At 73.2% G+C, this 22,722-nt stretch carries 25 protein-coding genes and 1 pseudogene; 13 read left to right on the top strand and 13 right to left on the bottom strand.

Translation table 11 applies throughout. From position 1 onward, the window contains the following. Positions 1 to 14: 14 nt before the first annotated feature. Both ACFT41_RS07355 and ACFT41_RS07360 read right to left on the bottom strand, forming a co-directional pair. On the bottom strand, positions 15 to 176 hold the full coding sequence (locus ACFT41_RS07355) for a hypothetical protein (RefSeq protein WP_377582329.1): 162 nt from the start codon (positions 174 to 176) through the stop codon (positions 15 to 17). A 161-nt stretch (positions 177 to 337) separates the two neighbouring features. After that, on the bottom strand, positions 338 to 685 hold the full coding sequence (locus ACFT41_RS07360; RefSeq protein ID WP_377582160.1) for a GroES family chaperonin: 348 nt from the start codon (positions 683 to 685) through the stop codon (positions 338 to 340). 92 nt (positions 686 to 777) lie between these two features. Between ACFT41_RS07360 and ACFT41_RS07365 the strand changes: the two genes are divergently transcribed. Then, positions 778 to 2,181 carry an AI-2E family transporter gene (locus ACFT41_RS07365; RefSeq protein WP_377582163.1) on the top strand — a complete coding sequence of 468 codons (1,404 nt, stop codon included), beginning with the start codon at positions 778 to 780 and terminating at the stop codon, positions 2,179 to 2,181. A 39-nt stretch (positions 2,182 to 2,220) separates the two neighbouring features. Here the strand turns inward: ACFT41_RS07365 and ACFT41_RS07370 are convergent, their stop codons facing one another. Further along, positions 2,221 to 4,383 (bottom strand): ATP-dependent DNA helicase, encoded by a 2,163-nt coding sequence (locus ACFT41_RS07370; protein ID WP_377582166.1) that lies wholly within the window; start codon positions 4,381 to 4,383, stop codon positions 2,221 to 2,223. Positions 4,384 to 4,521: 138 nt separating this feature from the next. Here ACFT41_RS07370 and ACFT41_RS07375 point away from each other — a divergent pair, with 138 nt between their 5' ends. After that, the gene (locus ACFT41_RS07375; protein ID WP_377582169.1) at positions 4,522 to 5,028 is read left to right on the top strand and encodes a DUF402 domain-containing protein; all 507 of its coding nucleotides are present in this window, start codon (positions 4,522 to 4,524) and stop codon (positions 5,026 to 5,028) included. A gap of 48 nt (positions 5,029 to 5,076) precedes the next feature. Here the strand turns inward: ACFT41_RS07375 and ACFT41_RS07380 are convergent, their stop codons facing one another. Beyond that, positions 5,077 to 5,772 (bottom strand): sigma-70 family RNA polymerase sigma factor, encoded by a 696-nt coding sequence (locus ACFT41_RS07380; RefSeq protein ID WP_377582172.1) that lies wholly within the window; start codon positions 5,770 to 5,772, stop codon positions 5,077 to 5,079. Between the two features lie 167 nt (positions 5,773 to 5,939). On the opposite strand from ACFT41_RS07380, the gene ACFT41_RS07385 reads away from it, so the two are divergent. From ACFT41_RS07385 to ACFT41_RS07395, 3 genes are all read left to right on the top strand, one after another. After that, positions 5,940 to 6,851 carry a PPK2 family polyphosphate kinase gene (locus ACFT41_RS07385; protein WP_377582324.1) on the top strand — a complete coding sequence of 304 codons (912 nt, stop codon included), beginning with the start codon at positions 5,940 to 5,942 and terminating at the stop codon, positions 6,849 to 6,851. Positions 6,852 to 7,048: 197 nt separating this feature from the next. Further along, a complete protein-coding gene (locus ACFT41_RS07390) occupies positions 7,049 to 7,675 on the top strand; it encodes a DUF47 domain-containing protein (RefSeq protein ID WP_043965192.1) in 627 nt (208 codons plus the stop codon). 4 nt (positions 7,676 to 7,679) lie between these two features. Next, positions 7,680 to 8,687 (top strand): anion permease, encoded by a 1,008-nt coding sequence (locus tag ACFT41_RS07395; protein ID WP_377582175.1) that lies wholly within the window; start codon positions 7,680 to 7,682, stop codon positions 8,685 to 8,687. Between the two features lie 125 nt (positions 8,688 to 8,812). On the opposite strand, the gene ACFT41_RS07400 is transcribed toward ACFT41_RS07395, so the two are convergent. Next, positions 8,813 to 9,781, bottom strand: coding sequence for a Gfo/Idh/MocA family protein (locus tag ACFT41_RS07400; protein WP_377582178.1), 969 nt, complete (start codon positions 9,779 to 9,781; stop codon positions 8,813 to 8,815). A gap of 78 nt (positions 9,782 to 9,859) precedes the next feature. Between ACFT41_RS07400 and ACFT41_RS07405 the strand changes: the two genes are divergently transcribed. Continuing rightward, positions 9,860 to 10,693: an NUDIX hydrolase gene (locus ACFT41_RS07405; protein ID WP_377582181.1), complete on the top strand. Its 834-nt coding sequence runs from the start codon at positions 9,860 to 9,862 to the stop codon at positions 10,691 to 10,693. An 80-nt stretch (positions 10,694 to 10,773) separates the two neighbouring features. Here the strand turns inward: ACFT41_RS07405 and mshD are convergent, their stop codons facing one another. The 3 genes from mshD to ACFT41_RS07420 all read right to left on the bottom strand — a co-directional run bounded on the left by mshD (position 10,774) and on the right by ACFT41_RS07420 (position 13,603). Beyond that, positions 10,774 to 11,697, bottom strand: coding sequence for a mycothiol synthase (mshD, locus tag ACFT41_RS07410; protein ID WP_377582184.1), 924 nt, complete (start codon positions 11,695 to 11,697; stop codon positions 10,774 to 10,776). A gap of 112 nt (positions 11,698 to 11,809) precedes the next feature. Beyond that, positions 11,810 to 12,700 carry a polysaccharide deacetylase family protein gene (locus tag ACFT41_RS07415; RefSeq protein ID WP_377582187.1) on the bottom strand — a complete coding sequence of 297 codons (891 nt, stop codon included), beginning with the start codon at positions 12,698 to 12,700 and terminating at the stop codon, positions 11,810 to 11,812. A 189-nt stretch (positions 12,701 to 12,889) separates the two neighbouring features. Beyond that, positions 12,890 to 13,603: a winged-helix domain-containing protein gene (locus ACFT41_RS07420; RefSeq protein ID WP_377582190.1), complete on the bottom strand. Its 714-nt coding sequence runs from the start codon at positions 13,601 to 13,603 to the stop codon at positions 12,890 to 12,892. A gap of 252 nt (positions 13,604 to 13,855) precedes the next feature. Between ACFT41_RS07420 and ACFT41_RS07425 the strand changes: the two genes are divergently transcribed. From ACFT41_RS07425 to ACFT41_RS07450, 6 genes are all read left to right on the top strand, one after another. After that, on the top strand, positions 13,856 to 14,908 hold the full coding sequence (locus ACFT41_RS07425; protein ID WP_377582193.1) for a hypothetical protein: 1,053 nt from the start codon (positions 13,856 to 13,858) through the stop codon (positions 14,906 to 14,908). 135 nt (positions 14,909 to 15,043) lie between these two features. After that, entirely contained in the window at positions 15,044 to 15,832 is a 789-nt protein-coding gene (locus ACFT41_RS07430) for a DUF2993 domain-containing protein (RefSeq protein ID WP_377582196.1), read from the top strand. Positions 15,833 to 15,949: 117 nt separating this feature from the next. Further along, entirely contained in the window at positions 15,950 to 16,027 is a 78-nt protein-coding gene (locus tag ACFT41_RS07435) for an Ms5788A family Cys-rich leader peptide (protein WP_311202345.1), read from the top strand. Positions 16,028 to 16,233: 206 nt separating this feature from the next. Continuing rightward, positions 16,234 to 17,082 (top strand): sulfurtransferase, encoded by an 849-nt coding sequence (locus ACFT41_RS07440; RefSeq protein WP_377582199.1) that lies wholly within the window; start codon positions 16,234 to 16,236, stop codon positions 17,080 to 17,082. A 3-nt stretch (positions 17,083 to 17,085) separates the two neighbouring features. Beyond that, positions 17,086 to 17,418 (top strand): DUF1416 domain-containing protein, encoded by a 333-nt coding sequence (locus tag ACFT41_RS07445; RefSeq protein WP_377582202.1) that lies wholly within the window; start codon positions 17,086 to 17,088, stop codon positions 17,416 to 17,418. 261 nt (positions 17,419 to 17,679) lie between these two features. After that, complete coding sequence (locus ACFT41_RS07450; protein ID WP_377582204.1) at positions 17,680 to 19,128, top strand: ATP-binding protein; 1,449 nt, start codon at positions 17,680 to 17,682, stop codon at positions 19,126 to 19,128. 119 nt (positions 19,129 to 19,247) lie between these two features. On the opposite strand, the pseudogene ACFT41_RS07455 reads toward ACFT41_RS07450, so the two are convergent. Both ACFT41_RS07455 and ACFT41_RS07460 read right to left on the bottom strand, forming a co-directional pair. Continuing rightward, a pseudogene (locus ACFT41_RS07455) lies at positions 19,248 to 19,496 on the bottom strand (hypothetical protein); the annotation flags it as partial. Beyond that, positions 19,493 to 20,092 carry a DivIVA domain-containing protein gene (locus ACFT41_RS07460; protein WP_377582207.1) on the bottom strand — a complete coding sequence of 200 codons (600 nt, stop codon included), beginning with the start codon at positions 20,090 to 20,092 and terminating at the stop codon, positions 19,493 to 19,495. The gene ACFT41_RS07460 and the pseudogene ACFT41_RS07455, both read right to left, overlap by 4 nt. 102 nt (positions 20,093 to 20,194) lie before the next feature. On the opposite strand from ACFT41_RS07460, the gene ACFT41_RS07465 reads away from it, so the two are divergent. Then, entirely contained in the window at positions 20,195 to 20,434 is a 240-nt protein-coding gene (locus ACFT41_RS07465; protein WP_377582210.1) for a winged helix-turn-helix domain-containing protein, read from the top strand. Between the two features lie 211 nt (positions 20,435 to 20,645). On the opposite strand, the gene ACFT41_RS07470 is transcribed toward ACFT41_RS07465, so the two are convergent. Genes ACFT41_RS07470 through ACFT41_RS07480 form a run of 3 tightly spaced genes read right to left on the bottom strand, consistent with a single transcriptional unit; the run spans position 20,646 to position 22,647 of the window. Continuing rightward, a complete protein-coding gene (locus ACFT41_RS07470) occupies positions 20,646 to 21,233 on the bottom strand; it encodes a DinB family protein (RefSeq protein WP_377582214.1) in 588 nt (195 codons plus the stop codon). 56 nt (positions 21,234 to 21,289) lie between these two features. Beyond that, positions 21,290 to 21,430, bottom strand: a complete 141-nt coding sequence (locus tag ACFT41_RS07475; protein ID WP_377582217.1) for a hypothetical protein — start codon at positions 21,428 to 21,430, stop codon at positions 21,290 to 21,292. A gap of 11 nt (positions 21,431 to 21,441) precedes the next feature. Continuing rightward, positions 21,442 to 22,647, bottom strand: a complete 1,206-nt coding sequence (locus ACFT41_RS07480) for a glycosyltransferase (RefSeq protein ID WP_377582220.1) — start codon at positions 22,645 to 22,647, stop codon at positions 21,442 to 21,444. Positions 22,648 to 22,722 lie beyond the last annotated feature (75 nt).

Consider the following 22,722-nt stretch of genomic DNA (forward strand, 5'->3'; position numbering starts at 1 on the left):
AGGTCAGGGCCGGGTCAGGTTGTCAGGCCGGTGAGGAAGTCACCCATGCCCTGGGCCATCGCCATCAGGCCCACGCCGACCGACCTGCACACCTGCGCCGCGCCGTCCGGCCGGAACGCCACGAAGTAGATCAGGAACGCGACGCCGCCCCAGAGGAACACCTTCTTCACGAACACCGGCAGGCTCCCCTCCCCAGGGTGCTGGACGTGCCTGGCGTTCCCCTCGCGGACGGCCGCAAACGAAGCACCCCCGCCAGGCCGCACACGATGCGCCCCGGGGGGAGGAGTGTTAACAGGGGGCCCCTGCTCTACCTGAAGCGTTGACAGGGGGCCCTTCCCTACAAGTAGAGGCCGGTGGAGCCCGTCGACTCCGGCTCGATTCGTTCGGCGGCCACGGCGTGCACGTCCCGCTCGCGCAGCAGCACGTATCCCCGGCCGTGCAGCTCCACCTCCGAGCGGTCGTCAGGGTCGAAGAGGACCCGGTCGCCGGAGACGATCGAGCGGACGTGAGGGCCCACCCCGACGGCGGTTGCCCAGGCGAGGCGCTTGCCGACGGCGGCGGTCGCCGGGATCACGATGCCGGCGGTGGAGCGGCGCTCACCCTCGCTCCCCTCCATCCGCACCAGCACCCGGTCGTGCAGCAGGCGGATCGGCAGGCCGGCGTCGAGATTGTCATCGGCGGTCACGACGGAACGGTACCGCGTCCCCGTGGACCGGTCCGCCGGTGGTTACGCGGTCGCGGCCCGGGGCAATGTTGGCGCAACCGCCCTAGGCTGGGGTGGTCGGACGTATCCTGCCCCCTGTCGTCTGGGCGCGGGTTCTGCTGCGGGAGGTGCGCTTGAGCCGCTTCGAGCGGGTACGGGGACGGCTGCGCCGCGCGTACGAGGCGGGACGGGACGCGGTGCGGCAGGCCCGCGCCGACCCGACCGGGCGGGCCGACGTGACGGGTCGTCGCGCGCTGCCCGGCAGCATCGACGTGCCGGACGAGGCCGGGGTGGCCTCGCCCCGCTCGCCGGGGCCGGTGGCACCGCCGACGGCGGTCGTGGTCGGCGCCGAGCCGCCCGCCGCGCTGCACAACTCCACCTCCAGCCGGGACGACGCGGACGTGCCGCACGGGCTGCGCATCGGGGCCGCCTGGTCGTGGCGGCTCATCGTCATCGGCGTCGTGCTCTGGGCGCTGCTGAAGGTCGTCGCCACCGTCAGCATCGTGATCATCCCGTTGGCCATCGCCATGCTGCTCTCGGCGCTGCTCGCGCCGGCCGTGGGCTGGCTGCTGCGGGCGCGTTTCCCGCGTTCGCTGGCGACCGCGGTGGTGCTGGTCGGTGGCCTGGCCGCCGTGATCGGCACGCTGACGCTGGTGGTGAACGAGTTCATCCAGGGCGTGCCGGAGCTGAGCAAGAAGTCCTCCGAGGGCGTCCGGCAGATCCAGGACTGGCTGAAGACCGGCCCGCTGCACCTGTCGGACAGCCAGCTCGACCGGTACATCGAGGAGGCACAGGCCTGGATCAACAACAACACCGAGCGGTTCACCAGCGGGGCCGTCTCTACGGCGGCGACCCTGGCCGAGGTGCTGACCGGCATCGTGCTGGTGCTCTTCGCCACGTTCTTCTTCCTGCGTGACGGCAGCCGGATCTGGCGTTTCCTGGTGCGGCTGCTGCCGGTGGCGGCCCGGTGGAAGGTCGACGACGCCGGCCGGGCGTCCTGGGAGACGCTGGGCGCCTACGTGCGGGCCACGGTGCTGGTCGCGTTCATCGACGCGGTCGGGATCGGCACCTTTCTGGTCATCTTCGACATCCCGTTCGCGTTCCCGCTGGCCGCGCTGGTCTTTCTCGGTGCGTTCATCCCGATCGTCGGCGCCGCGCTCTCCGGCGTCGTCGCGGTGCTGGTGGCGATGGTCGACAGCGGCCCGGTCACCGCACTGATCATCCTGGGCGTGGTGATCGGCGTGCAGCAGGTCGAGGGGCACGTGCTCCAGCCGCTGATCATGGGCCGGGCGGTGGCCATCCACCCGCTCGCAGTGATCATCGGGATTGCTGCCGGCGTGGTGCTCGCCGGGATCACCGGCGCGCTGGTCTCGGTGCCGCTGATCGCGGTGCTCAACACGGCCGTCCGCCGGCTCGCCGCGCGTACGGTGCCGGACACCCCGGCGGACGCCGTGGTGGTCGCCTCGCGGGTGCCCTGACCGGCCGGACCAGGCCTCTCCGGGGTGGGTCGGGCCCGGTCACGGCTTGCCGAGTCGCTCCAGCGCCCCCCGGGCGACCTCGGGGCGCGTCGTATACCAGAACGGGGGCAGCGAGCGGCGCAGGAACGGGCCGTAGCCCCGCGCCGTCTCCAGCCGTGAGTCGAGCACCGCGACCACGCCCCGGTCCCCGGTGGCCCGGATCAGCCGGCCCACCCCCTGCGCCAGCCGGACCGCCGCGATCGGCACGCTGACGGCGGAGAACCCCGAGCCGCCGCCCGCGTCCACTGCGGCGGCGCGGGCCGCCGCGAGCGGCTCGTCCGGCCGGGGGAACGGCAGCCGGTCGATCACCACGAGCTGGCAGGCATCGCCCGGCACGTCGACCCCCTGCCACAGCGACATCACGCCGAACAGGCAGCTCGACCGCTCCTCGCGGAACCTGCGCACCAGCAGCGGCAGCGCCTCCTCGCCCTGGAGCAGGACCGGCAGGTCGGTCTTCGCGCGCAGCAGCTCCGCCGCCTGCTGCGCGGCCCGCCGGGAGGAGAAGAGCCCGAGGGTACGCCCACCGAGCGCCCCGACCAGCGCCAGCAGCTCCTCGCCGGCCGCGTCGGGCAGCCCGGAGGCGGCCGGGCGGGGCAGGTGCGCGGCGACGTACAGGATGCCCTGCCGGGCGTAGTCGAACGGGGAACCCACGTCGAGCGACCGCCAGCCCGGCCCCTCCGTGGCGGGCACGGTGCCGGTGCCGGGGCGGCTGCCCGGGCCTGCGGCCACCGGTGTCGCGCCGGCCGGGGCGTCCCCCCGGGCCGTGGTGGCGGCCAGCGCGGCGGCGGCCGGGGACGGCGGGGCGGGCGGCGGTGCGTCCAGCCCCAGCGCCCGGGCCACCGTGTCGAACCGGCCGCCCAGCGCCAGGGTCGCCGACGTGGCGACGACGGTGCGCTCGTCGTACAGGTGGGTGGCGAGGGTGCCGGCGACCGACAGGGGGGCCACCACCAGGGCCCGGCGGCTGCCGTTGTCGGGCTTCTCCACCCACGCCACGTCGTGCTCGGCCTCCTCCAGCAGCCGCTGGGCGGTGGCGGACAGCTCGTCGAGCACCGCCTTGGCCTGCTGCTTGCGGACCGGGTCGGGGTCGTCGGACTTGACGTCGCCGATCGCGTCCAGCGCGGCCCGGGTGGCGGCGTCGAGCAGCGTGCACGCCTCGCGCAGCGGGCCGGGCAGCCCGGCCGTGAGGCGGCCGGCGGGCACCTCGGCCAGCCCGACGGCGAGCGCGTCGCCGGCCTCGGTGAGCCGTTCGGCGACCTCCGGGCGTAGCAGCGGCCGGGCCCGCCGGGTGGACCGGTCGATCAGCTCCGGCACCAGCTCGGCCTGGGCCGCCGAGGAGACCCGGTCGGCCAGCTCGTGCGCCTCGTCGACGATCAGCAGCTTGTGCGGCGGCACGATGTGCCGCCCGGCGATCATGTCGACGGCGAGCAGGCTGTGGTTGGTGACCACGATGTCGGCCTCCCGGGCGCGGGCCCGGGACGCCTCGGCGAAGCACTCCGCGCCGAACGGGCAGCGGGACGCCCCCACGCACTCCCGGGCCGGCATCGACACCAGCCGCCAGGCCAGGTCGTCGACGCCCGGGTCCAGCTCGTCGCGGTCGCCGGTGTCGGTCTCCGCCGCCCAGTCGCGCAGCCGTTCGATCTGCTTGCCGAGCCGGCCGGCCTCGCCGAGCCACTTCCCGCCCCCGCCGCCCGGCCGGGGCTCGACGGCGTCGAACAGGGTGTCCGTCGGCTCGTCCTCCGTCGAGTTGTCCAGCCGGGCCAGGCACAGGTAGTGGTGGCGGCCCTTGAGCACGGCGAAGGTGGGCCGGCGGCCGAGCACCGGCTCCACGGCGTCGGCGAGCCGGGGCAGGTCGTGCTCGACGAGCTGGGACTGCAACGCCAGGGTCGCGGTGGAGACCACCACCGGGCCGTCCACGGTCAGGGCCGGGGCCAGGTAGGCCAGCGACTTGCCGGTGCCGGTGCCGGCCTGCACCAGCAGGTGCTCGCCGGAGGCAACGCACTCCTCGATCGCCGTGGCCATCTGCTGCTGGCCGGGGCGGGCCGCGCCGCCGGGGACCGCGCCGACCGCCGCGGCGAGCAGCTCCCCGGCGTCGGCCCGCTTTCCGCGCCGCCGGGCGGAGGTGCGGGGGAGGGCGGAACCGGGAGCGGTGCGCGGCGGAGTCACCGTGCGACGGTACCCGTCGCCGCCGACACCGGTCCGCCCCCGCCCCGCGTGGCGGGGTCACGGTACGGAATCTCCCGGCATCGATTCCGTTACTTCCCCCCGCGCGGCGGATGGGCGGTATCGACTAGGGTGCGACTCATGCCGAGCGACGTGGTCCGCGTGATCTACCGCAAGTACGACGGCAGCGCCCACCGCGACTACCCGGCCCGCCGCCTGGCCACCGACGACCTCGGCGTGTGGCTCGGCGTGCCGGCCGGCACCGAGTCCGTCTACCACGGCCGGCCCTCCGTCGAGCAGATTCCCTTCGTGCTGCTGGTGCCGCACCACGCCTGGTGGACGTGCATGTTCAACCCGCCGCCGCGCACGAGCGAGGTCTACTGCGACATCGCCACCCCGGCCCGCTGGGAGGGCGAGGACACCGTCCACCTGTTCGACCTCGACCTCGACGTGGTGCGCCGCCGGGGCACCGGGCTGGTCGAGCTGCGCGACGAGGACGAGTTCGCCGAGCACCGGGAGCTGTTCGGCTATCCCGACGACCTGGTGGCCGAGGCGGAGGCCGCGTCCCGCCGGCTGCTGGGCGCGCTCGGTGACGGCAGCGAGCCGTTCGCCACGGAGTACCGGAAGTGGCTGGCCCTGGTGGTCTGAGCCCGCCGCCGCCCGCGGCCCGTCGCCGGCGCGGCGGCCCGTGACCAGTTACCAGCGCGGCGGCCAGTCGGCCTCCGCCCCGAGGTCGGGCAGCCGGGTCAGCTTGTCCGGGTTGAGCTGGTTGAAGATGCCGGTGATCCGGCCGTCGTGCACGGCGAACGCGGCGACCACCCGCCGCTGCTCGGCCAGGTCGGCGGTGTGCCTGGGCGCGTCGGGCGCGGCGAGGGCCCGCCGGGCCCGCGAGGCGAGCTGCCGGGCGGCCACCGCCGTCGTGCCGAGCACCTCGGCGACCTCGTCGAACGGCACCGCGAACACGTCGTGCAGCACCAGGGCGACCCGCTGCTCGGGGCCGAGCCGCTCCAGCAGCACCAGCAGGGCCGTGCCGACCCGGTCGGCGCGGGCGGCGCGTTCGGCCGGGTCGGGCGCGAAGCCCTCGCCGCCCAACGGCGTCACGACCGGCTCGGGCAGCCACTGCCCCGGGTACGTCTCCCGGCGCACCCGGGCCGAGCGCAGCACGTCGAGGCAGATCCGCCCACAGGTGGTGGTCAGCCAGGCGGCCAGGTTGCCGACCTCCGCCCGCCGCGCCGGGTCGCCCAGCGCGCCGGCGCAGCGCAGCCAGGTCTCCTGGACCGCGTCCTCGGCCTCGCTGCGGCTGCCCAGCATCCGGTGCGCCAGGGCGGTCAGCCGCCCCCGCTCCGCCTCGAACCGTCGACCAGCTCCGTCACGCCGCCACCTCCGGTGCACACGATTCTCCCCACCACCTGACGCCCCGGCGACCCCGAACGTGACACGGCGCCCGACGGGCGGAAGTGGCCGGGGTGGGTCATGATCCTGTTATGAGCGGGTTCGATGGTGCGCGGGCGGATGCCGCCCACGCTGTTCGTGACGTCGTGCCGCCCGAGGGGGCGACGATGCGGGAACTGCTGCGGGTGGGCGGGGGCGCCGTCGACCTGGCGGCGATCGATCCCCGGTCGACGCCGGGGCTGCCGGCGTCCGCCGCCGAGAGCGACGGGAGCCCCAAGGCGTGGGCGCGCGAGCAGGTGCGGCTGCTCGGCGCGACCCTGGGGCGGCAACAGGAGATGCTGTACGCCGCCGCGCAGGCCGCCGCCGGTCCGGGCGCGCCCACCGGCGCTGCCACGGCGGCCGACGCCGGGCCGGGGCGGGGCCGACCCGACCGGGTGCTGCTGGTGCTCCAGGCCATGGACTGCGGCGGCAAGGACGGCACGATCCGGCGGGTGGCCGGGGCGATGAACCCGCTCGGGCTGCACATCCGCTCGTTCGGCCCACCGACGGAGCGGGAGCGGCGGCACGACTTCCTGTGGCGGATCCGGCGGGCCCTGCCGCCGCCCGGGTACGTCGGGGTCTTCAACCGCTCGCACTACGAGGACGTGCTGATCGCCCGGGTGGAGTCGCTGGTGCCGGAGGCCACCTGGCGGGCCCGGTACGACGAGATCAACGCCTTCGAGCGGGAGCTGACCGACGCCGGGGTGCGGCTGGTCAAGGTCATGCTGCACATCTCGTACGCCGAGCAGGGCGAGCGGCTGCTGGCGCGGCTGACCGACCCGACGAAGCACTGGAAGTACCACCCGAGCGACCTGGACTCCCGGGCCCGCTGGGGTGACTACCAGGCCGCGTACGCCGAGGCCCTGAGCCGGTGCGGCGCGGACGCCGCGCCCTGGTACGTGGTGCCGGCGGACCGGAAGTGGTACCGGGACTGGGCGGTGGCCCACCTGCTCCGGGAGACGTTCGACGACCTGGATCTCGGGTATCCGCCGGCGGACTTCGACGTGGCGGCGGAACGCCGGCGGTTGCGGGGCGACTGACCGGCGGTTGCCGGGCGCCCGACCGGCGGTTGCGGGCCGATTGACCGGATCTAGGTAAACGGAAGGTGAACGACCGGTGAATGGCGGCTGGCCAGGGGTGGGCCGACGAATTCGCGGCTCCGCCGTTTCCTAGCATTCCCGTTGCAGGCACCCCCGGGCGTCCGCCACCCTTCCACCGACACGACGAGGTCCAGGCTGTGAAGTTTTCCTTCCGCCCCACCGAGGGCGCCTTCTACGAGCTCTTCACCAGGGCCGCGCAGAACCTGGTGCGGGGCACCGAGCTGCTGAACGAGCTGGCCCTGCCGGGCGTCGACGTGCAGTCGGTGAGCGAGCGGCTGACCGAGGTCGAGCACGACAGCGACCAGATCACCCACGACCTGTACAAGAAGATCAACTCTACCTTCATCACCCCGTTCGACCGGGAGGACATCTACCGGCTGGGCTCCCTGCTCGACGACGTGATGGACCACCTGGAGGCCGTGGGCAACCTGCTCTACCTCTACGGGCTGACCAAGCTGCCGGCGCTCCCGCGCGAGCTGCACGAGCTGGTCAACGTGCTGGACCAGCAGGCCAAGCTGACCGCAGAGGCGATGCCCCGACTCAAGTCGATGAAGGACCTCGAGGACTACTGGATCGAGTGCAACCGGCTGGAGAACGACGGCGACCAGGCGTACCGGATGCTGCTGGTCCGCCTCTTCTCCGGCGAGTACGACGCGCTCACGGTGCTCAAGATGAAGGAGGTCGCCGACGAGCTGGAGGCCGCCTGCGACGCCTTCGAGCACGTGGCCAACACCGTCGAGACCATCGCGGTCAAGGAGTCCTGATCCTGTGAGTCCCGAACTCATCGCCGTGCTGGCGGTGATCGCGGTGGCCCTGGCGTTCGACTACACCAACGGCTTCCACGACGCCGCCAACGCGATCGCGACCAGCGTCTCCACCCGCGCACTGACACCCCGGGTCGCGCTCGCCCTCGCCGCCGTCGGCAACTTCGTCGGCGCCCACTTCGGCGCCGGGGTCGCCAAGACCGTCGGCGACGACCTGGTCACCCTGCCCACCGGCATCGCGAGCCTGGGGGTGGTCTTCGCCGGAGTCCTCGGCGCGATCGCCTGGAACCTGATCACCTGGTACTTCGGCCTGCCGTCGTCGTCCTCGCACGCGCTGTTCGGCGGCCTGGTCGGGGCGACCCTGCTGGCCACCGGCGGCATCGTGCAGTGGGTCAACATCGCCGAGAAGGTCCTGCTGCCGATGGTGCTCTCGCCGATCGTCGGCCTGGCCCTGGGCTACCTGCTGATGCTGGCGATCCTGTGGCTGTTCCGCCACGGGCAGCCGGGCAAGCTCAACCGGGGCTTCCGCTGGGCGCAGACCGTGTCGGCGGCGGCCATGTCCGTCGGCCACGGCATGCAGGACGCCGCGAAGACCATGGGCATCGTGGTCCTCGCCCTCTACACGGGCGGCTTCCAGGACGACAAGACCCACATCCCCGGCTGGGTCTTCTGGACCTCGGCGGCCATGCTGGCGGCCGGCACGTACGCCGGCGGCTGGCGCATCATCCGGACGCTGGGCCGCAAGATCATCGACCTGGGCCCGCCGGAGGGCTTCGCCGCCGAGACGGTGGCCAGCTCGGTGCTCTACTTCAACGCCCTGGTGCTCCACGCGCCGATCTCCACCACCCACACGATCACCTCGGCGATCATGGGCGTGGGGGCCACGAAGCGGCTCTCCGCGGTCCGCTGGAACGTGGCGGGCAACATCGTGATCGCCTGGATCGTCACGTTCCCGGCGGCGGCGCTGATCGCCTGCCTCACCTACCTGCTGGTCCGCCCCCTCTTCGGCTGACCGCCGCCCCGCCGCCCCTGCGCGCTCGCTGCGTCGGCGCGCCCGCCGGCCCGGCGGTTAGGAAGGGCCCCCTGTACAACAGAATGCGTTGACAGGGGGCCCTTCCTTGCACATCGCCCCGCAGCTCACTTGTAGTGGACGCCGATCTGGGTGCGGATGTCGTCCAACAGGGCCATCACCTCCAGCGTGGTGGCGTGCGGCACCAGCGGGCTCTCCGTCAGCCCCGCCGCGAGGCAGCGCTGCACCTCGATCGCCTCGTACTGGTAGCCGCCGCCGGTCAGGTCGGCGGGGATCGTCTCCGGCTCCGCGCCGGCCCGGTGCAGCGTCGCCGACGGCGGCCGGAAGAACGGCGCGGGCAGCTCGATGCGGCCGGCGGTGCCGGTGATCGAGGCGACCAGCGGGGTGGCCCCGATCATGCCGCAGCTCAGCGTCGCCACGGCACCCGAGTCGTAGCCGAACACGATGCCGGTGTTCTCGTCCACCTCCTCCGGGCCGATCTTCGCCCAGGCCCGCACGTGCTGCGGGACGCCGAGCAGCAGGTGGGCCAGGCTGACCGGGTAGACGCCCAGGTCGAGCAGGGCGCCCCCGCCGAGCGCGCGGGCGCGCATCCGGCTCTCCGGCGCGAACGGCCCGGCCACCCCGAAGTCGGCCTGCACGCCGGTGACCTGCCCGATCGCCCCGTCGGCGAGCAGCTCGACCACCCGCAGGATCAGCGGGTTCGTGCGCATCCACATGGCCTCCATGAGGAAGACGCCCCGGGCGCGGGCCGCCCCGACCAGCTCGGCGCTGTCGGCCAGGTCGAGGGTGAACGGCTTCTCCACCAGCACCGCCCGGCCCGCCGCCAGGCAGGTCATGGTCGCCTCGTGGTGCGCCGCGTGCGGGGTAGCCACGTAGATGGCGTCCACCTCGTCGTCGGCGGCCAGCTCCGCCCAGGAGCCGTACGCCCGCTGCGCGCCGTGCCTGTCGGCGAACGACCGTGCCGCCTCCGGCGTCCGCGAGCCGACCGCGACCAGCTCGGCCCCCGGCACGTGCCGCAGGTCCTCGGCGAAGCGGCCGGCGATGTGGCCGGTGGCCAGAATCCCCCAACGTGTCATGCGCCCACGCTAGCCGGGCGTGGGCGGCCCAACGGTCGCCGGACCGGCCGAACCATGCTGCGGGACTAGGCTCGGCGCATGACCATCGACAGTCACGGTTTCCCCGCCCCGCCGGCCCTGGTCGAGCACGCCCGCCGGTTCCGCGCCGGGGGCGGCACGCCCGCGCGGCCCCGGGTCGCGGCCACCGTGCTGCTGCTGCGTCCGGCCGGCGACGACTTCGAGGTGTACGTCATCCGTCGCGTCGCCGCGATGGCCTTCGGCGGCGTGTACGCGTTCCCCGGCGGCGGGGTGGACCCGTCCGACTCGGCGGCCCACCTCGACTGGGCCGGGCCCGAGCCGGCGGGCTGGGCCGGGCGGCTGGGCGTCGCGCCGGAAGCCGCGCAGGCGGTGGTGTGCGCCGCCGCCCGGGAGGTCTTCGAGGAGTCCGGGGTGCTGCTGGCCGGCCCGGACGCGGCGACCGTGGTGGGCGACGTCAGCGGGGACGACTGGGAGTCCGCCCGGCAGGACCTGGAGGCCCGTCGGCGGGGCTTCGCCGACCTGCTCGCCGGGCGGGGGCTGACCCTCCGGTCGGACCTGCTGCTGCCGTGGAGCCGGTGGATCACTCCCGAGTTCGAGCCGCGCCGCTTCGACACGTACTTCTTCGTGGCACTGCTGCCGGCCGGGCAGCGGACCCGGGACGTCTCCGGCGAGGCCGACCACACCATGTGGGTACGCCCGGCGGACGCCCTGGCCCGGGCGGAGGCCGGCGAGCTGACCATGCTGCCGCCGACCCTGGTGACGCTGGCCCAGGTGGCCGCCGCCGGCGACCTGACCGGGGTGGCCCGCGCGTCGGCCACCCGCGACGCGGCGACGCCGATCGCCCCGCGTCTGGACCTGCCCGTCGACGGCGAGCCCCGCTTCGTGCTCGGCTGAGCGCCGCGCCGAGGCCACCCCGTGACACCGCCGTGACGCTGTCGCGAGGCTGTCGCGACGCGCCCGGGCGGGGCGACCGGTCAGCCGAGGTGGTAGTTGACGTGCGCGGACCAGCGGGCGAACCCGGTCCGCTCGTAGAGGGCGACCGCCCCGGTGTTCGACTCGTCCACGTAGAGCATGACCCGGTCCAGCCCCCGCCTGCGCAGGTGTGCCAGCCCGGCCGTGGTGAGCGCCTTGCCGAGCCCGCCGCCGTGCGCGGCCGGGTCGACGCCGAGCACGTAGACCTCGCCGATGCCGGCCGTGCCGGGCCGGGAGTGCACCTTGGTCCAGTGGAAGCCGAGCAGCCGGCCGGTTTCCGCGGAGACGGCGAGCAGGAAGCCGGCCGGGTCGAACCACGGCTCGGCGAGGCGTACCCGCAGGTCGGTGGCCGTCCAGCGGCCCTGCTCCGGGTGACTGGCAAAGGCCCGGGCGTTGAGCGCGAGCCAGGCGTCGTCGTCCTGCCCGGGGACGAACGCGCGCAGCGCCACCCCGTCGGGCAGACGCGGCTCGGGCAGCGGGTCCACCAGTGGCCGACGCAGCTGCCAGAGCACCCGGGCCCGGGTGAGGCCGAGGTCGACGCCGAGCGCGGCGGCGGACGGGTGGTCGCCGTGCGCCCAGGCGCGTACCGGCCCGGTGGCTGCCGCGAGCGCCTCCCGGGCCAGCGCCCGACCGGCGCCCCGCCGCCGGTGCGCGGGGTGCACGGCCAGCTCCACGCCGACGCCGCCGGCCGGGTCGGTGGTGTCCAGGTGGGCGTACCCGGTCAGGACGCCGCCCGGCGCGTGGGCCGTGAGGTGCACGGCCGGGGCGTGCGGGTCGCGCAGCCGCAGCAGCGTGTGCTCGTCGAACGGCTCGGCGCCGTCGGCGTCGCCCGCCGCACGGGCCAGGGCCAGCACGTCGGCCACCTCGCCCGGCGTCAGCAGATCGGCCCGGGTCACCCGGTCGGTCGTCGGCTCGGCGCTGCTCACCCGACCAACGGTAGCGGGACCGCCGCTCAGGTGGGGCCGGTGGGCGGGACCGTCGGCTCAGGCGCCGGTGGGCGGGGCCGCCGGGCCGGGTGCCCGTGGGCGGGCCGCCGGCTCAGGTGGTGCCCGGGGGCAGTGCCTCCAGCCGGAACCGGGCCGCCAGGTCCGGCAGGAGGCTGTGCAGCGCGTCCACCGTGCCCTGCCGGTCGCCGCCGGCGTCGTGCAGCAGCACGATCGAGCCGGGCTGCGCCTCGGCGGAGACGACATTGGCGATCCGGGACGCCCCCGGTGCCCGCCAGTCCGACGGGTCGACGGTCCAGTGCAGCGGGACCAGGCCGAGCTCCTCGGCCACCGACACCACCGGGTACGTCCACGCGCCGCCCGGCTGGCGGTAGTAGGCGATCTGGGCGTTCGGCACAGCGGCCCGGATCGCCGCGTTGGTGCGCAGCAGGTCGGCCCGGATGACGTCGACCGACCGCTTGCCGAGCAGCTCGTCGTGGTGCCAGGAGTGGTTGCACAGGGTGTGGCCGTCGGCCACGATCGCCTGGATCAGGTCGGGGTGGTTCTGCGCGTTCTCGCCGACCACGCAGAACGTGGCGGTTACGCCGTGCTCCCGCAGCAGCGCCAGGACCTGCGGCGTGTATTGCGGGTCGGGCCCGTCGTCGAAGGTGAGCGCCACCTGGGGCGACCCGGTGGTGACCCGGGCGCCGAACGGGCCGTCGGCGGTCTCCGGCGGCTGCCCGGTCTCGCCGTCCTGGCCGGCCTCGCTGTCCTGGCCGGCCCCGGCGGGCCCGCCGGCGGCGGAGGGCGGCGCCCCGCCCCGGCCGGGGCCGGTCTGCGTCGGCTGGTCGGCGAAGCTGGGGTCGTCCGCGCTCGCGGTGACCCCGGTGGACTGCCGGCTCGGTTCGGGCACCATGCTGCGGCCCAGCGCGTACGCGGAGCCGAGCAGGGAGGCCACCACCAGGGTGGCGAGCGCCACGAACCGCCCGGTTGCATCGACGCGCATCAGTGGTCGCCGCCGCTCGCTTGCGGGGGTCGGCCCCTCGTCGCCCCCGTGGTCATCGTACGCACCATTGCCCCTTTCCTCGGCCACTCGCCAGTCAGGATAAAACTGGCGAGTGGCGCAAAAAGGGCAAACCGGCAATCGGGCGCTGGAGTGATGAGTGGGACGGGTCAGCCGGGGGACCGGAGCAGGTCAGACGGGGATCGGGGCGTGCTCCGACTCGGCCAGCGACCGCGACGGCGGCACGACGAACTTGTAGCCGACCTGGCGCACGGTGCCGATCATCGACTCGTACTCCGAGCCGAGCTTCGCCCGCAGTCGCCGTACGTGCACGTCGACCGTGCGGGTGCCGCCGAAGTAGTCGTAACCCCAGACCTCGCGCAGCAGCTGGTCCCGGGTGAAGACCCGACCCGGGTGCTGGGCCAGGAACTTCAACAGCTCGAACTCCTTGTATGTCAGGTCGAGCGGCCGACCCTTGAGCTTCGCGGCGTACGTGTCGGGGTCGATGCTCAGCTCGCCCGCCCGGATCGAGCCACCGGCCCCGGACGTGGCGTTGCTCAACCGGCCGACTGCCAGCCGCAGCCGCGCCTCCACCTCGGCCGGACCGGCGCTGGCGAGGATGACGTCGTCGACGCCCCAGTCCGCGTTGAGCGCGATCAGCCCGGCCTCGGTGACCACCGCGACCAGCGGCACCCCGAGCCCGGTGGCGTGCAACATCCGGCAGGTGGCCCGGGCCTCGCTCAGCTCCGAGCGCGCGTCAACGAGGACGGCGTCCGGGCTTGGGCCGGCGACCAGCGTGCGGACGTCGCGTGGCGCGGTGCGCACCGAGTGTGGCAGCAGGTCGAGCGCCGGCAGCACCACCGATGGTTCACCTGCGCGCGCGGTCACCAGCAAAAGGATCTCCACACGATCACCTCCGTCCCGGCGGCCTTCACGGCCGCGCGCGACCAGCGGCACCCTGAGGCGGGGTGCGCTGAGAACTTGCGTGGGTCCCGGCGTCGCTGACGGGCGGGTAACGGCTTGAGCGTAACCGATCGCCCCGCCCGTGCCTCCAGGTCGTTTCCCGTTTGTCGGTCTTGCCCACGATCGCGCCGCAGGTTTTAACGTCGCGGAAACCGTGGCCACCGATCCGACACCCCGGTCTGGCACGATCAGGGCGTGTTTCCCTCGACCTCCTCCGAGGCCGGCCGGGACCCGTGGGTCGACGACGTCCACCCTGGGCCGGCCGGTCGTGCGCACCCGCCGGCCCCGCGCACCGGCCCGCTCGTCGACGACGACGGGCCCCCGGTGCGCCGTGGGCGACCCCGCCGGCTGCGCCGGGGCGGCGAACCCGCCCGGCGACCCGACGACGAAGCCGTCGACGAGGCGGGCGAGGAGGAGATCGAGCCGGTCGAAGTACGCCGGCCGCTCGCCCTCACCGTCGCCGGGTTCGCCGCGCTGCTCGGCGTCGGCCTGGTGCTCGGCGCGCAGACCGCCGGGCCGGGGCACCGGCTGCCGTTCGCCCTCATCATCTTCGGCGTGCAGCTGATCTTCGTCCTGGCCTGGACGATGGCCATGCGCCCGCCCGCGCTGCTGCTGGTGGCGCTCACCAGCGCCGTGGTGGCCGCCGCCGCCGACATCGCCGCCGTGCAGTCCGACATCGCCGGCCTCGCGCCGCTGGGCTACCTCGCGGCCGGGGGCTTCCTGCTCGGCGTACTCGGGCAACTGGTCCGCCGGGTCGACCGGGTCCGGGTCACCGACTCGCTCGGCACCACGCTGCTGATCGTGGTCGGCGTGGTCGCGTTCGCCACGCTGATCGTGCTCAGCCGGATCCCGGCGGGCACCCAGGCGATCACCGTCTGCCTCACCGCCACCGGCGTCGCGCTGACCGTGGCCCGGATCACCGACGCGGTGCTGCCCTGGCCCCGGCTCGCCCCGCAGGTGCCCCGGGGCGCGGCGGGCGTCGTGATCGGCGCGATGGTCGGCACCCTCGCGGGCGCGGTCCTCGGCAGCTACCTGGTCAGCTTCACCCCGACCAGCGGAGCGGTGATCGGCCTGGTCACCGCCGGCACCGCCGTGCTGGCCGACCTCGCCGTCGGATACGCGGAGGCGGGCCGGCTGATGGCCGGCGAGCCGCCGACGATGTGGGTCGCCCGGCACATGCAGGGCCCGCTCGGCGGCTTCGCCCTGGCCGCCCCGGCGGCGTACGCCATGTGTGTGCTGTTCCTCTGACCGCCTGACGGGTGGGGCGGGCCGGGCGGCGGGGCGCGACCGGGGGTTGAGGTTTTCTCCCTTCGGGTACTCTCCGGGGCGCCGCTCGGGCGGCACCGGTGCCACGGGCGCGCCGGCACGGCAGAAGGAGGCGGCGTGGCGACGGCCCACCCGGCGTACGAGGAACGTCCCCGGCGACGCGGGCGCAAGGTGCTCATCACGCTGCTGGTCCTCCTGCTGATCCTCGGCGGGCTGCTGGTGGCCGCCGACCGGGTGGCCGCCGGGGTGGCCGAGCGGGCCATCACCGACCAGATCACCCAGGAGATCACCAAGCAGGGCGCCCAGTCGTCGCCGCCCGAGGTCGAGGTCGGCGGCTTCCCCTTCCTCACCCAGGTGCTCGACGGCAGGTACGAGCGGATCTCCATCCGGCTGCGCGACGTGCAGGGCTCGGTGAACGGCGACGCGGTGGCCCTGCCGGAGCTCGATGTCGACGCCCGCAACGTGCGGGCCTCCCTGGACACCCTGCGCACCCAACAGGGCGACGTGGTCGCCGAGACCGTCGACGGCACCGGCACCATCACGTACGCGAGCCTCGCCGCGCTCCTCGACCGGCCCGGCCTGACCCTCGGCGAGCGCGACGGCCGGCTCGCCGTCACCGCCCCCGTCGACATCCTCGGGCAGAAGCTGACGCTCACCGGGACCGCCGACGTGACCGTCGGCAAGGAGGGGGCGATCTCGCTGCGCTTCAACGACGTCGACGCCGAGGGGCTGCCGAACGTCCCGCGGGCCCGCACCCTGCTGCGCAACTACGCCAAGGACATCTCGATCGACGTCCCCCTGCCCGACCTGCCCTTCCAGCTGGCGGTGCGCGAGGTCAAGCCGCTGCCGCAGGGCCTGGCGGTGACCGCCGCCGCCAAAGAGGTCCCGATCAACTCGGCCGGCTGACCCCGCTGCGGGGCGGGCACGGCGCGCGCCGGTCCGGCGACTGTCCGTCGGGACGGGCGTCCCGGATGCTGGTCGGGCCGGTGGCGGTCCCCGGGATGGCTGGTAGTGTCCCTGCTCATGGGGACGCTCCTCACCAAACGGCGCGCGGTCGACCTGTGCCGCGTGGCCACCTGCCTGTGTCGCCCCGTCATCTGACGGCGGGGCTGTCCTCGGCCGCCTGACGGCGGCCACCGGCCACAGGGTCTGCGTACCCTCCGGTTCTCCCCCCTGAACGCCCGGCAGCGGCGCCGTCGCACGAACCCGTGATCCCGTCCTTCCCACTGGGTCCCGCGCGTGGTGCGACAGCCACAGACTTCGTCCTCGCGCAGGCTCACCATCCATCCTCACCAGGGAGTGATCTGATGAGTCGCGACACCGCACTCGTCTCGGCCGAATGGGCCGAGAAGAGCATCGACGCCCCGGGCGTCGTCTTCGTCGAGGTCGACGAAGACACCTCGGCCTACGACACCGGGCACATCGCCGGCGCGATCAAGCTCGACTGGCGCACCGACCTCCAGGACCCGGTCCGCCGGGACTTCGTCAACAAGTCCCAGTTCGAGGCGCTGCTCTCCGAGCGCGGCATCTCCAACGACGACGTCGTCGTCCTGTACGGCGGCAACAACAACTGGTTCGCCGCGTACGCGTACTGGTACTTCAAGCTCTACGGCCACCGCGACGTCAAGCTGCTCGACGGCGGTCGCAAGAAGTGGGAGCTGGACGCCCGCCCGCTGGTGGCCGACGCGGTGACCCGCCCGGCCACCCAGTACGTCGCGCAGGAGCCGGACACCTCGATCCGCGCCTTCCGCGACGAGGTGGTCGCCGCGATCGGCACCAAGAACCTGGTCGACGTGCGCAGCCCCGACGAGTTCGCCGGCCGGCTGCTCGCCCCCGCCCACCTCCCGCAGGAGCAGGCCCAGCGCGCCGGTCACATCCCCACCGCGATCAGCGTGCCGTGGTCCAAGGCGGCGAACGAGGACGGCACCTTCAAGTCCGACGACGAGCTGCGCAAGATCTACGCCGCGGCCGGCCTGGACGACGGCAAGGAGACGATCGCCTACTGCCGGATCGGCGAGCGCTCGTCGCACACCTGGTTCGTGCTCCAGGAGCTGCTCGGCCACGCCAACGTGAAGAACTACGACGGATCCTGGACCGAGTACGGCTCGCTGGTCGGCGTGCCGGTCGCGCTCGGCGACGAGCCCGGGGAGGCCTGAGCCATGACCGCTCCCACCGCACAGACCGCTGCCGGCTGCGCCGCGCCCGACCAGGCCGCCCCGCTGCCGGCCAGCCTGGACCTGGAGAAGGAGACCGTCATCACCGGCGTCGTCCGGTCCGAGGCGGGCGACGCCGTCGCGGGCGCGTACGTCCGGCTGCTCGACTCGACCGGCGAGTTCACCGCCGAGGTGGTCACCTCCCCGGCCGGCCAGTTCCGGTTCTTCGCCGCGCCGGGCACCTGGACGCTGCGGGCGCTGTCCCGGCACGGCAACGGCGACAGCACCGTGACCGCCGCCCGCGGCATCAACGAGGTGACGGTCACCGTAGCGCCGTAGGTGCAAGGAAGGGCCCCCTGTTAACGCTTTCTGTATAGGAAGGGCCCCCTCTTAACACCTCCGCACCGTGTGCATCGGCTCGGGCCGGCCGCCCCGTCCAGGGGGTGACCGGCCCGAGCCGTGTCGCGAGGCAGACGCCGGCGGAGAATGCACTCAGAAGACGCAGCCGCCGTTCGCAGCGGCGTCGCCCCGTCGTGGGTGCAACGCAAAATGTAACCCAAGAGCTTGAAATGTAACCCCTGTGCAGTTACATTTCGCGCCATGGCCGAGAACTTGGACGACCTGATACAGGCGCTGCGCGCCTCAGGCGGGGACACGACCAATGTCGAAGTCAAGGCCGCCGCAGGCGGGTTGCCTGTCTCGCTGACCGCCTCGTTGAGTGCCTTGGCCAACCTTCCCGGTGGTGGGACGGTCATTCTGGGCTTGGACGAACGTACCGGCTTCCGCCCGGTGCCACTGGCCGATCCGCAGGTCCTCAAGCAGGGCCTCGCCACGAAGGCGCGCGCATACACACCGCCGGTGCGCCTCTCCATCGACGACGGCATCGTCGACGGACAACCGGTGATCGTCGCTCGGGTTCACGAATGTGATCCGTCGGCAAAACCGTGCCGGGTCACCGCCACGGGCACCGCTTACCTTCGTGGCTACGACGGCGACTTTCCGCTGTCCGACCTGGAGACGCAAGGGTTCCTTGCCGCCCGGCGACCGCCACTGTTCGACCGCCGACCCGTCGACGGGGCCAGCTTCGATGACCTCGACCCAGCCCTGGTCGCTTCGTATCTGGCGACGGTACGCGAGCGGGACGCCGCCGGGCTGGGGCGCTTCGCCGACGACGCCGAGTTGTTGCGCCGGGCCGGCGTGACCGTGAGTGGCGGGCAACCCACCACGGCTGGCCTGCTCGCCCTCGGCGTCCACCCGCAGCAGTTCTTTCCCCGTTACGTCATCCAGGCTGCCGCCGAACCCCTGCCCCATGATTCACCCACGGTGCGAGCGCGCAACCAGATCACGATCACAGGCCCCATTCCCCGCATGCTCGACACCGCACTGGACTGGGCCCGGCGCACGTTCGACACGGCCATCGTCGCCAACCCCGACGGCAGCGTCGCCGATCGACCCACGTACCCCTTGGTCGCGTTTCGTGAAATCGTTGCCAACGCCCTCATCCACCGCGACCTCGACCACTGGTCGCAGGCATTCGCCATCGAGGTGCGGCTACGCCGCGACCGTCTTGTCATCACCAACCCTGGTGGTCTGTACGGCATCACCGTCGACCGCCTCGGCCGCGACGCCGTCACCTCCGCCCGCAACGGGCTCCTTGTGGCCATCTGCCAACACGTCCGCTCAGCCGCCACCGGCGGCCGGGTCATCGAGGCCCTCGCCAGCGGCATCCCCACCATCGCTCACGAACTGGCGGACCGGGCCCTGCCACCGGCGCAGTACATCGACACCAACATCAGGTTCACCGTGCTGCTCCGCAGCCCCGCAAGCACGCCAACGAGCCCGGCGCTCAACACCACCGAGCTACGCATCTACGACGCGCTCGCCGCCGGACCGAGAACCGTCGCCCAACTCGAAACCACGCTCGACCTGACCGGACCCAACATCCGCAAGGCCCTGCGGAGCCTGCGCAATCGCGGCCTCGTGCACCAGGACGGCGGCAGAGGCCGCCCCACCACATACCGGCGGACTCCCACCCCACGCCGAACCTAGGCGGGGCTTGCGGCGTAGATCAGCACGGCAGGAGCGCTCGGGCCGGCCACTCCGTCCAGGGATGACCGGCCCGAGCCGTGCCGCGAGGCAGATGCAGCCGGCTGAGAATGCGCTTACGAGGTGCAGCCGCCGGCATGATCGACGCGGCGCACGCAGCGGCGTCGACCGCCGAGCCGCCGGTCGCAGAAGACCTGGTGCTGTGCGTCCGGCGCGCCCTCCTGCGACACCGTCGTCTCGCCGAGCACCAGCTCCGGCAGGAACGCCAGCGACCGGCCGATCGCGCGGGCCAGCACCCGCGCCGCCGGCAGGTCGTCGGCGGCGACGGTCAGGTGTACGACGTACCGCTCGCGCCCGGTCGCGGCGGTCACCCGCGCACCACCCGGGGCCCGAACCGGGACTGCCAGTCGCGGAGCGCGCCCTTGATCCGCGCGTTCTCCTCCCGGGTACGGCTCAACTCGGCGTGCAGCGCGGCCAGCTCGTCGGCGATCCGGCGCAGGTAGCCGTCCACCTCGGCCGGGTCCAGCCCGCGCCGGCACCGGCCGAACCGCTGCTGCCGCACCTGACGGGCGCAGAGCGGCGGGTACGCCGTCGAGCGGTGATGGTGGCCCGCATTGTGCCGCCCCGGCGGCCCGGGTCGGCTTGCAGCCCTGCCGGCCGTAGGTCGGCTGTTTGTGGGTGGGGTGCTCGTGGGTGGCCCGTTCCCCGGCCGGGTGGTGGCGCGGTGTCGGGCCGGTGGGCGGCGGTCGGGGGGTCGCTCAGCTGCTGCGGATCGGCGGGTTGCCGTCGACCGGTTCGGGCGGAACAGCCGCAGGAGTATGCGCACGATGAGGACCACCTCTCCGCAAGGGCAGCCGGGAGCGGCGCTGCCGGGGAAGGTGGCCGGGACGGGTATACCCCTTCCAACATCGATACCCGCCCCGACCGGGGGAAGAGCCCTACTCGTTGCCACGCGAGGAGCGCTCACCGCCTAACTTAAATGAGGAAGAGGTTGAACACAAGATAAGGGCGGAACTTGTCGGAAGGTGTGTCGCCGTGATCGAATCGGAGGTGCCACGCGAGGAGTGCCATGCCTGCGACCCCGGACTACCTCCGGATTGCTGACGAGATAGTTGCCGACGTCAGATCGGGGAAGTACAAGCCGGGGGACAAGTTGCCCTCGATTGCCCAACTGTGTAAGCAGTACTTCGTAAGTCCGTCGACGATCCAGCTTGTCAACGTGCGGCTTGAGGCGCTCGGGGTGATCAGCCGTCACCAGGGCAAGGGCATCTTCGTCACTGATCCGGCGACCTGGCTGCGCAAGCCCTGACCGGGGCGAGATCTTGGAAGATTTCGGCCCCCGGAGGGGCCACAAACTTCCAAGATCTCCTACTTCCGGCGGGGCGTGACGGGGCGGGGCAGGCGGGCAAGATCGTGCTCGATCCCGGAAGGAGTGGCATCAGCCGGGCTGGGAGGCCACTCTTTCCCTGATCGAGCACGATCTTGGGGCCGAACGGGTGGCCCCGCCCGGTCGCTACCCGCTATCCGTCCGACGCCTGCTCGGCTGCCCGTTGTACCCGGGCGCGGTGCTCCGCCCACCGGCTCGCGTCGCCGTACGGCAGGTTGTCGTGGCTCTGCATCATGCCGGCGGTGCCGTCGATCATCTCTCGGACGATGTCCGCGTGCCCGGCGTGCCGGTGGCTCTCGGCGGTCACGTGCACCAGGACCAGGTGCAGGGTCACCCGGTTGCTCCCGGCCGGCCACCAGGGGACGGTGCCGATCGCGTCGAGCGGCAGCGCCTCGATCGTGGCGTCGGCGTGTGACCAGGCCCGGCGGTAGAGCGCGACGATCTGCTCGTGGGACTCGTCGGCGGTCGCCCACATGTCCGCGTTGGGGTCGGTGTCGGAGTCGAAGGGCATCGACTCGTCGTACGGCCGGCCGAAGGTCGGCCCGAAGTAGCCGAACTCGACGCCGGCCAGGTGCTTGACCAGCCCCAGCAGGTTGGTGCCGGTCGGGGTCACCGGCCGGCGGATGTCGTACTCGGGGAGCCCGTCGAGTTTCCACAGCAGGGCCTGGCGGGCGTCACGCAGGTACTGGTGCAGGTCGGCCTTGGCGTCCGGTGGCGTCATCCGCCCACCCTGCCACCCGCCCCCCGCCCGGGGCGGGCGGGGGAACGGGCCGGGGGTCAGTTGCCTCGGCGGCGGAGCTTGGCGCCCCACTGGGCCACCGTCACCAGCAGCGCGCCGAGGCCGAGGGCGAGGGCGCCGATCAGGCCGACGGCCGCCGTGGAGGCCCCCGTCACCGGCAGATCCTGGCTCGCGGACATGTTCACCTCCCTCACGCGTCGGTCGTGGCGGGGACGGCGAAGCGGGTGGGCGAGGCCCACACGCACCGGTCCACCGTTGGTTGGCGGATGGCCTTGACCAGGGCGTGCACCAGGATCACCCGGTACAGCAGGTCGGCCAGCACGATCGCCGGCAGGAACAGCAGCAGGCGGGGGCGGCGCAGCCGCCAGGCGGCGAGCGCGACCCAGAGCCCCTGGCCGGCGAGCAGGAACAGCAGGCCCGTGCCGAGGCCGGGCCCGGCGGTGGCGAGCAGCCACAGCGTGAGCGGCGCGCCGAGCACGTAGACCAGCCAGTGCGCCATCAGCAGCACGTACGCGTAGTCGAAGCGGGTGTTCCGGCGGCCGACGCGGTGCCCGATGATCCCCTGGAAGGTGCCCCACAGCCAGCGCAGGTTCTGCTTGTACCAGTCCCGCCCGTTCGTCGGGTCCTGCAACAGCGCGACGGCGCGGGGGGCGTACACGACGCGGCCCAGGCCCCGGCGGTGCGTCTCCAGCACCCAGTACGTGTCGTCGACGATGTACGGCGGCTGCTGCGGTAGCAGCACGTCGAGCAGCTCGGTGCGGTAGATCGAGTTCGAGCCGGAGATGCAGTTCATGACGTTGAAGTGGCTCTGGATGCGGCGTACGACGGCCTGGTAGTTCCAGTAGCTGTAGGCGCGCTTGGCCAGCCACGGGTTCCATCGCCGCTCCGGCGGCCACCAGGTGACGTTGTGCCCGACGACGATCGCCACCTGCTCGGTGAGGTGCTCCAGCGCGGTGGTGACGAAGTCGGGTGCGATCAGCACGTCGTCGTCGAGGATGGCGACGGCCCGGTACGCCGTGCCCAGCCCGAACCGGACGTACCCGGCGTGCAGGGCGGCCGGCTTGCCGATGTTCTCCGTCAGCTCCAGCACCTCGGCCCCGGCCTCGCCGGCCTCCCGCGCCGTGGCGTCGGTGGAGGCGTCGGAGACCACGTAGACCCGGGCACCGGTGGCGCGGGCGGCCCGCACCGCCCCGGCGATCGTCGCCGCCCCGTTCCGGCAGGCGATCATGATGGCCACCTCGTCGGGGGCGACCGGCCGGTACCGGGGGAACTCCGGTCGCTCGCCGTGCCGGGTGACCCGCTCGGGACGGAGGAAACCGTAGCCGAACGCGGACAGGATGAGGAACAGGACGATCCCACTGAGAGTAACTGTGGAGATCAGGAAAGCTTCCCGCATGAGGCCCATTTCGCAGGTGAGGGGGTATGCGAAAGCCGCTCACGTTGCGGCGCTGCGGTAACGCTACGTGTTCAC

This window comes from Micromonospora sp. NPDC057141 (assembly GCF_042670805.1).
Lineage (GTDB): Bacteria > Actinomycetota > Actinomycetes > Mycobacteriales > Micromonosporaceae > Micromonospora.

What these genes read in the sequence shown, in the direction of transcription:
- ACFT41_RS07470 (WP_377582214.1), bottom strand. Translation starts at nt 21,233, where the DNA reads ATGACGCCACCGGACGCCAAGGCCGACCTGCACCAGTACCTGCGTGAC.
- ACFT41_RS07480 (WP_377582220.1), bottom strand. Translation starts at nt 22,647, where the DNA reads ATGCGGGAAGCTTTCCTGATCTCCACAGTTACTCTCAGTGGGATCGTC.
- ACFT41_RS07415 (WP_377582187.1), bottom strand. Translation starts at nt 12,700, where the DNA reads ATGCGCGTCGATGCAACCGGGCGGTTCGTGGCGCTCGCCACCCTGGTG.
- ACFT41_RS07440 (WP_377582199.1), top strand. Translation starts at nt 16,234, where the DNA reads ATGAGTCGCGACACCGCACTCGTCTCGGCCGAATGGGCCGAGAAGAGC.
- ACFT41_RS07445 (WP_377582202.1), top strand. Translation starts at nt 17,086, where the DNA reads ATGACCGCTCCCACCGCACAGACCGCTGCCGGCTGCGCCGCGCCCGAC.
- ACFT41_RS07475 (WP_377582217.1), bottom strand. Translation starts at nt 21,430, where the DNA reads ATGTCCGCGAGCCAGGATCTGCCGGTGACGGGGGCCTCCACGGCGGCC.
- ACFT41_RS07465 (WP_377582210.1), top strand. Translation starts at nt 20,195, where the DNA reads ATGCCTGCGACCCCGGACTACCTCCGGATTGCTGACGAGATAGTTGCC.
- ACFT41_RS07435 (WP_311202345.1), top strand. Translation starts at nt 15,950, where the DNA reads ATGGGGACGCTCCTCACCAAACGGCGCGCGGTCGACCTGTGCCGCGTG.
- ACFT41_RS07385 (WP_377582324.1), top strand. Translation starts at nt 5,940, where the DNA reads ATGCGGGAACTGCTGCGGGTGGGCGGGGGCGCCGTCGACCTGGCGGCG.
- ACFT41_RS07405 (WP_377582181.1), top strand. Translation starts at nt 9,860, where the DNA reads ATGACCATCGACAGTCACGGTTTCCCCGCCCCGCCGGCCCTGGTCGAG.
- ACFT41_RS07375 (WP_377582169.1), top strand. Translation starts at nt 4,522, where the DNA reads ATGCCGAGCGACGTGGTCCGCGTGATCTACCGCAAGTACGACGGCAGC.
- ACFT41_RS07400 (WP_377582178.1), bottom strand. Translation starts at nt 9,781, where the DNA reads ATGACACGTTGGGGGATTCTGGCCACCGGCCACATCGCCGGCCGCTTC.
- ACFT41_RS07450 (WP_377582204.1), top strand. Translation starts at nt 17,680, where the DNA reads ATGGCCGAGAACTTGGACGACCTGATACAGGCGCTGCGCGCCTCAGGC.